At 73.4% G+C, this 6,459-nt stretch carries 7 protein-coding genes; 1 reads left to right on the top strand and 6 read right to left on the bottom strand.

Features of this window, described 5'->3' with window-relative positions; genetic code table 11:
- Positions 1–108: 108 nt before the first annotated feature.
- Complete coding sequence (locus MTF69_RS38160) at positions 109–510, bottom strand: TOBE domain-containing protein (protein ID WP_243341190.1); 402 nt, start codon at positions 508–510, stop codon at positions 109–111.
- A 169-nt stretch (positions 511–679) separates the two neighbouring features.
- On the opposite strand from MTF69_RS38160, the gene MTF69_RS38155 reads away from it, so the two are divergent.
- Positions 680–1,534, top strand: coding sequence for a universal stress protein (locus tag MTF69_RS38155; RefSeq protein ID WP_243341189.1), 855 nt, complete (start codon positions 680–682; stop codon positions 1,532–1,534).
- Between the two features lie 60 nt (positions 1,535–1,594).
- Here the strand turns inward: MTF69_RS38155 and MTF69_RS38150 are convergent, their stop codons facing one another.
- The 5 genes from MTF69_RS38150 to MTF69_RS38130 form a co-directional block, all read right to left on the bottom strand.
- Positions 1,595–3,295: an aspartate:alanine exchanger family transporter gene (locus tag MTF69_RS38150; protein WP_243341207.1), complete on the bottom strand. Its 1,701-nt coding sequence runs from the start codon at positions 3,293–3,295 to the stop codon at positions 1,595–1,597.
- A 199-nt stretch (positions 3,296–3,494) separates the two neighbouring features.
- The gene (locus tag MTF69_RS38145) at positions 3,495–4,271 is read right to left on the bottom strand and encodes an SDR family oxidoreductase (RefSeq protein WP_243341187.1); all 777 of its coding nucleotides are present in this window, start codon (positions 4,269–4,271) and stop codon (positions 3,495–3,497) included.
- A 119-nt stretch (positions 4,272–4,390) separates the two neighbouring features.
- A complete protein-coding gene (locus MTF69_RS38140; protein WP_243341185.1) occupies positions 4,391–5,284 on the bottom strand; it encodes an RNA polymerase sigma-70 factor in 894 nt (297 codons plus the stop codon).
- Positions 5,285–5,331: 47 nt separating this feature from the next.
- Positions 5,332–6,015 (bottom strand): histone deacetylase, encoded by a 684-nt coding sequence (locus tag MTF69_RS38135; protein ID WP_243341184.1) that lies wholly within the window; start codon positions 6,013–6,015, stop codon positions 5,332–5,334.
- Positions 6,016–6,116: 101 nt separating this feature from the next.
- A complete protein-coding gene (locus MTF69_RS38130) occupies positions 6,117–6,428 on the bottom strand; it encodes a 4a-hydroxytetrahydrobiopterin dehydratase (RefSeq protein ID WP_243341183.1) in 312 nt (103 codons plus the stop codon).
- Positions 6,429–6,459: the final 31 nt, after the last annotated feature.

Here is a 6,459-nt window from a genome sequence, read left to right as displayed (position 1 = left end):
GACGGCAACCTGCCCGCTACACTCCCACCGCTCGACGTTTCCCCAGGTCAAGCCACAAAGTACTGCTGGAGTACTAGGGCCTGACCGGCAAGATCCGAAAGAGACGACCTAGAAGGCCAGGTCGATGTGGACGTCCGTGGACTTCACCCGGGCCGTCACGGTGACCCCGACCGCGATGCCGAGCTCCTCGACCGACTCCCGGGTGACCACGGAGACGAGGCGGTACGGGCCCGACTGGACCTCGACCTGGGCCGCGACCTCGTCGAGCCGGACGGCGGTGACGATCCCCGCGAAGGAGTTGCGCACGGAGGTGGCGGCAGCGGTCTCCGGCACCGGATGCAGACCGGCGGCCCGTTCCTTGGCGAAGGCGGCGAGGGCGACCCCGTCGACGGTCCGTGCCCCGTCGGACGACCGGTGTGCGGGCAGCCGCCCCCCGTCGGCCCAGCGGCGGACGGTCTCGGGGCTCACACACAGCAGGCCGGCGGCCTGCCCGATCGAGTACGAGGGCACGCCCGCAGACTAGGGCCTGCCCACCCCGGATGTGGGGGGAAGCCCCAGGCAGCGGCCGCAGCGGCCACCGCAGGCATAAAGGCCGCGAAGGGGGCAAAAGCGGCGGTTGGCGTAGCGTCGTAAGAGCGACCAGGAATTGGCCGCGGCATATGAACGAAGGGTGCCGTCGATGTCCGTCCCGTCCGCCCAGCCCGCCCCGCCCGTTCCTCCCACCCCGCCCGTCCTCGTCGGGTTCGACGGGTCGGCGCGGAGCCTCGCCGCCGCCCGGTGGGCCGCCCGTGAGGCCCAGGCGGCCGGGGCGCCGCTGCGGCTGCTCCACGTCGGCCAGGCCTGGCCGACCATCCAGCCGATCTCGGTGGAGTTCCAGCCCGTGCTCGGCGCGAGCGAGCACGCGGCGAGGACCGTCCTGTCGGCCCTCGCCGAGGAACTCCGCGTCACCCACCAGGGCCTGACCGTCGAAGCGGCCACCGCCGAGGGCGGACCCGGCAACGAGATCCCGCGGGCGGCCGCCGATTCGCACGCCGGGCTGATCGTGCTCGGCGCGAGCGGCGAGGACCGCCACGTGGTCCCGCGGCTCGGCTCCACCGCGCTGCACGTCGCGGGGCGGGCCGAGGTCCCCGTCGTCCTGGTACGGGAGCCCGCCGAGCGTGCGCCGCACGGACGCGGGGTCGTCGTCGGGGTGGACCCGGAGGGCGACTACGCCGCGGTACTGGACTTCGCCTACGCCTGGGCGGCCGCCCACGCGCTCCCGCTGCGCGCGGTGCACGCGGTGCATGAGGGCCCGGCGCGCCCGGAGCCGCTCGAGGCGGTGGTGGCCGCGGCCGGCGCGCGCTACCCGCGGGTGCCGACCGAGTGCGTGACCCGCCCCGGCGAACCGGCGCAGCTCCTGCTCGACGAGTCCGCCGAGGCCGACCTCCTGGTCGTGGGCCGCCGCCACCACCGCCCCCTCCACGGCATGGGCCCCACGGACCACGCGGTGGCCCACCACGCCCGCAGCCCGGTGGCCCTGATCCCCCACGGCTAGGCATTCCGGCTGGGCAGCTTCCGGCTGGGCGGTCTCCTTCGGATCTCGCCTCGGAGCCCGTCACCGCCGCAGCAGCACGATCACCGACCCCCACATCGTCAGCAGTACGTTGCCCAAGGCGTACGGCACCGTCGTCCCCAGGGCCGGGATCTGGCTGCGGGCGCGTTCCGTCAGGGCGCCGAGGGCGGCCGTCGTGGTCTGGGCTCCGGCCAGGGCGCCGAGCAGGATCGGGAGGGGGAGCCGCTGCACGAAGTGCCCGTAGGCGAATCCGGCCAGCAGCGGCACGCTCGTCACGGCGGCGCCCCAGAGCAGCAGCGGCCAGCCGGCTTCGCGCAGGCCCGGGACGAAGCTCGGGCCGGCGTTGAGGCCGACGACCGTGACGAACACGCACAGGCCGAGCGTGCCCATCAGCCACTGCGCGGCCGACGGCAGGTTCCCGTACGTGGGGTACTTGCTCCGGATCCAGCCGAAGACCAGGCCCATCAGCAGCGCCCCGGTGGAGGTGGACAGCGACAGCGGCGCGCCGGCCGCGTGCAGCGCCGGGATGCCGAGGCAGCCGCCGAGGAAGAGCCCGAGCGCGATCCACACCATGTCCGTCGCGAAGCTGGTCGGCACCGGCTTGCCCAGCTCCGCAGCGGCCGCCTCCACCCGGCTGCGCGGTCCGGTGAGGACCAGGGTGTCGCCCCGCTCCACGGTGCTGTCGAGGCGGACCCGCAGGTCGGCGCCGGCCCGCCAGTGCTCGTCGACGAAGACGCCCGGCATGAACGCCTCGTGGCGCAGGGTGCGGATGGTGCGGCCGCTCAGGTTCCGGTCGGTGATGACCACGTGCAGGGACTCGGTGCGGTAGGCGAGCAGCTCGAAGTCGTCCGTCTCCATCCCGATGTGCGTGCGCGCGTCGTACGCGACGAGGTCGCCGCGGACCGCGCTGACGGCCAGGATGTCCCCGATCTCGACGCGGGTGCCGGCGTCGTGCTCCAGGATCTCCCCGGCGCGGCGCAGCCGGGTGATGTAGAGCCGCCGCCCGGCGGCCTTCTGCTCCGCTTCGAAGTCCCCGATCGTGTGCCCGGCGAAGGCCGCCACGTCGACGGCGTACGCGCGCAGCACGTGCTTGTAGTAGCCCTCCCCGGCGTCGGGGTCGTCCTCGGCGGCCTCCAGGTCGGCGGCGAGCACGGCGCTCTCGGCCGCGAGGTCCCGGCGCAGGAGGCGGGGCAGGAAGCCGGCGAGGAGCAGCGCGGGCAGGACCGTACCGAGGGGGTACGTGACCGCGTAGGCGACGGCGATCAGATGCGACTGGTCCCGCGCCTCGGCCGCACTGACGCCGGGCAGGTGGGAGATGGCGTCGGAGCCGACGCCGATGACGGCGGACTGGGTGAGGCCGCCGCCGAGCAGACCGGCGGAGAGGCCGGGCCCGTAACCGGCGAGGGCGGCGAAGGCCCAGGCGGAGGCGAGTCCGGTGACGCAGACGATGACGGCGAGGAGGACCTGGGGGAGGCCGTCCTTGCGCAGGGCGCGGAAGAACTGCGGGCCGACGTCGTAGCCGAGGGCGAAGAGGAACATGAGGAAGAAGACGGACTTGATCGGACCGTCGATCTCGACCTTGGCCTGGGAGCCGATGACCAGGCCGGCGACGAGGCATCCGGTGACGGCGCCCAGCGCGATGGACTTGTACCGGACGCGGCCGAGCAGGAAGCCGACGGCGATGGTCAGGAAGATCAGCAGCTCGGGATAGGGCTGGAAGATCTCCGTCCTGAGCCAGTCCATCCACGCCACGCGCACCCACCCGCCCGCTTCCCGCCCGCCGGTGCGGCCGTCTCGGGAAACGGTATGTGCCGGTTTGCCCACCCGCACGTCGACCTGCCCACCCGTCCGGGCGGAGCGGCAGCTTCAGCTCTTCCCCGTCGAAGCGCGCGAAGGCCGAGGCGCCCCGCTCGGCCGGCGCCCCGCCTGCTCGGCCGCGGGGTCAGTGGGCGACCCGCTCGGCGAGGTACTGCTCCCAGGTGCGCCGGCCGAGCGCCTGACCCGGGGCGGTCAGGTGGCCGGCGCGCCAGGCGGCTCCGATCTTGCCTGGGACGCGTACGGGAAGGACGGCGCGGTGCTTGCCGGTGGCGCGCAGCCAGTCCTTGGCGAGGCCGGCGGCGGGGTACACGGTCGGGCCGGCGAAGTCGGGGACCCGGCCGGCCGGGTCGCCGAGGGCCAGCTCGACCAGCCGGTCCGCGACCTCGCCCGCGTCGGCCGGCTGGCAGTCGGTGCCGGACGGTACGAGGACCACCGGGAGCTTGGACAGGGCGCCGAGGGCGAGGTCGAGCAGCGCGGGGAACTGGGTGGCCCGCAGGTTGGTCCAGCCGATACCCGAGGCGGCGAGCAGCTGCTCGCCCTCCAGCTTGACCCGGAAGTACGGGTAGGGGATCCGGTCGACGCCGACGATCGAGATGTTGACGACGTGCTCGACGCCGGCCCGCTTCCCGGCGTCCAGCAGGTGCCGCAGGCCCGGGACGTCGTTCTTGAAGTGCCGGATGTCGCTCGCGCAGTGGATGACCGTGACGACGCCCGCGAGCGCCTCGTCGAGTCCGGCGCCGGTGGTCAGGTCGCCGGTGTACCAGTCCACCCCGGAGTCGTCGGGCAGGGCGGTCCTGCGCGTGAGCGCGCGGACCGGGCGGCCGGTGCGGCGGACCCGCTCCAGCACCTCGCGGCCGAGCATGCCCGTCGCTCCGGTCACCATGATCGTGTCGTTCTTCATCCGTTTCAGCCTTCCGAAGCCGCTGTCGCTGCCGTCGTGTCGTCGGCCGCCGGCGCCGTTGCTGTCGCTGTCGCTGCCGTCGCCGTCGTCGTCGCCGTCACTGATGAAGAACCGACGGGTCAGGCGTTCTGTGACAGCTCTCGGAGCTGAGTTGCAAGGAAGGCGAGTTTGTCCGGGTTCAGGACGAGCCGGATGCCGGTGATCCCGCCCTCGCCGAGCTCCAGCGCCCCGAACGCGGTCAGCTCGCCGTCCGCCCAGCTGACCACCACCGGAACGCCGTTGGCCTCGGTGAACCCGATCCGTGCGCCGTTGACCCACCGGGAGAAGAGACCGACCAGGAAACGGGCCGCGTTGTCCCGCCCGGCCACCGGCCGGATCGACGCACTCGCCTTGCCGCCGCCGTCCGACCAGACGACGACCTGGTCGGAGAGGAGCTGCTCCAGCTGGGCCATCGCGCCCTCGGACGCGGCGGCCAGGAACCGGGCGAGCAGCTCGTCGTCCTGCTCCCGCGAGCTGGTGAACCGCGGCCGGCCGTCGGCCAGGTGCTGCCTGGCCCGCCGGTAGAGCTGGCGCGCGTTCGCCTCGGAGCAGTCGAGTACGCCCGCGATGTCCCGGTGGCTGTAGCCGAAGGCGTCGCGCAGCACCACGGCGGCCCGCTCGGGGGCCGACAGCTGCTCCATCATCGTCAGCACGGCGAACGACACCGAGTCCCGCTGCTCCGCGGTCTCCATCGGCCCCAGGGCCCCGGCACCGGTCCCCACCGGCTCGGGGATCCAGGGCCCGAAGTACTCCTCGCGCTGCACCCGGGCGGAGGTGAGCCGGTTCAGGCACAGGTTCGTCACCACCTTGGCCAGCCACGGGCCCGGCGCGGCCACCTGGCCGGGCTCGACCCCGTGCCAGCGCAGGTACGCGTCCTGTACGGCGTCCTCGGCCTCGGCCGCCGAGCCGAGCATCCGGTACGCCAGCGAGAACAGCCGCGATCGGTGGGTCTCGAACTCCTGTGCCGTATCCATGACCCCACGCTAGTGCGGGGCTCCCGCAGTCCCGCGGCGGGCGTCCGTCAGCGGCCGCGCCGGGTCGCGAGCAGTTCGAGGACCTGCCCCGCGGTCCAGCTGCCGCTCGCACCGGGGCAGGCGGACAGGTAGTCGGCGATCTCCCGCTCCCGCCACGGTCCCGACTCCAGCAGGCCGCCCGCCAGGTACCGCAGGTACGCGGCGGAGGGCATGAGCGGCTCGACGTCCCGGAGGGACCACGGGGCGGTGAACGTCAGCACGGGGATGCCCCCGAACGTCCCCGGACAGATCAAGGTCTCGTACCGGCCGCTGCCCGCCTCGTCGCGGCCGTCGCGCAGCACCTTGGCGAGGTCGAGGTCCGTCCCACCACTTGAGGGGTCGCGGTACATCTCCTGCGCGGCGATGTCCGACACCTGGCCCACGGTCACGAGGTGCGCGCGCCCCAGCAGGCGGCCGGGCGCCGAAGGGTCGTAGAAGCCCCTGCCCCCCGTCCACACCGGGGACTCGGTGGCGAAGTAGAGGCATCCGTCGAGCTGGACGGCGATCGACCGCTCCGGCGCCCGCCGGTCCCGGCAGCCGGGATACGAGCGCGTCGCCCCCGGCGGCGTTCCACCGGCGAGGTAGGCGGCCAGCCGGTCCATGTGCATGTTGGAGCCGTACGAGGCGTACCAGACCCGCCCGTCGGCCTTCGGGGCCTCGACGCCGAGCGGGACGGCGGTATGCACGACCATGCGGTTCCTCGCCTGCCGCAGCGGCGCCGCCATGTGGAGCCTTCCTGCGGGGCGTACCGGGCCGTCGCGCAGCCGCCGGATAGGCGTCGCGCAGCCACCGCTCAGGCACTGGTGGCGGCTGAAAGCACTCCGTCGATGCGTGCCGCCAGCGCGACGTCGAATCTGGTCAGTCCGCCTTCGCTGTAGGTCATGAGCGAGAAGCGCAGGGTTCGCCAGCGGATGTCGATGTCGGGGTGGTGGTCCATCTCCTCGGCGATCTCGGCGACCTTCACCACGGTCCGGATCGCTTCCGGGAAGGAGGCCAGCTCGATGGCACGGACGATCGTGTGGCCCTCGCGCGCCCAGAGCGGCAGCAGGGCCAGTTCTTCCGCGATCTCGTCCTCGTTCAGCAGGGCTCTGCTCAGTCCGCTCATGCCGTTGCTCCCGCCGTCTCGGCCACGCTTC

Origin of the sequence: Streptomyces sp. AP-93, assembly GCF_022808175.1 — a bacterium.
GTDB lineage: Bacteria > Actinomycetota > Actinomycetes > Streptomycetales > Streptomycetaceae > Streptomyces.
This window is presented reverse-complemented; position numbering and strand designations above follow the sequence as displayed.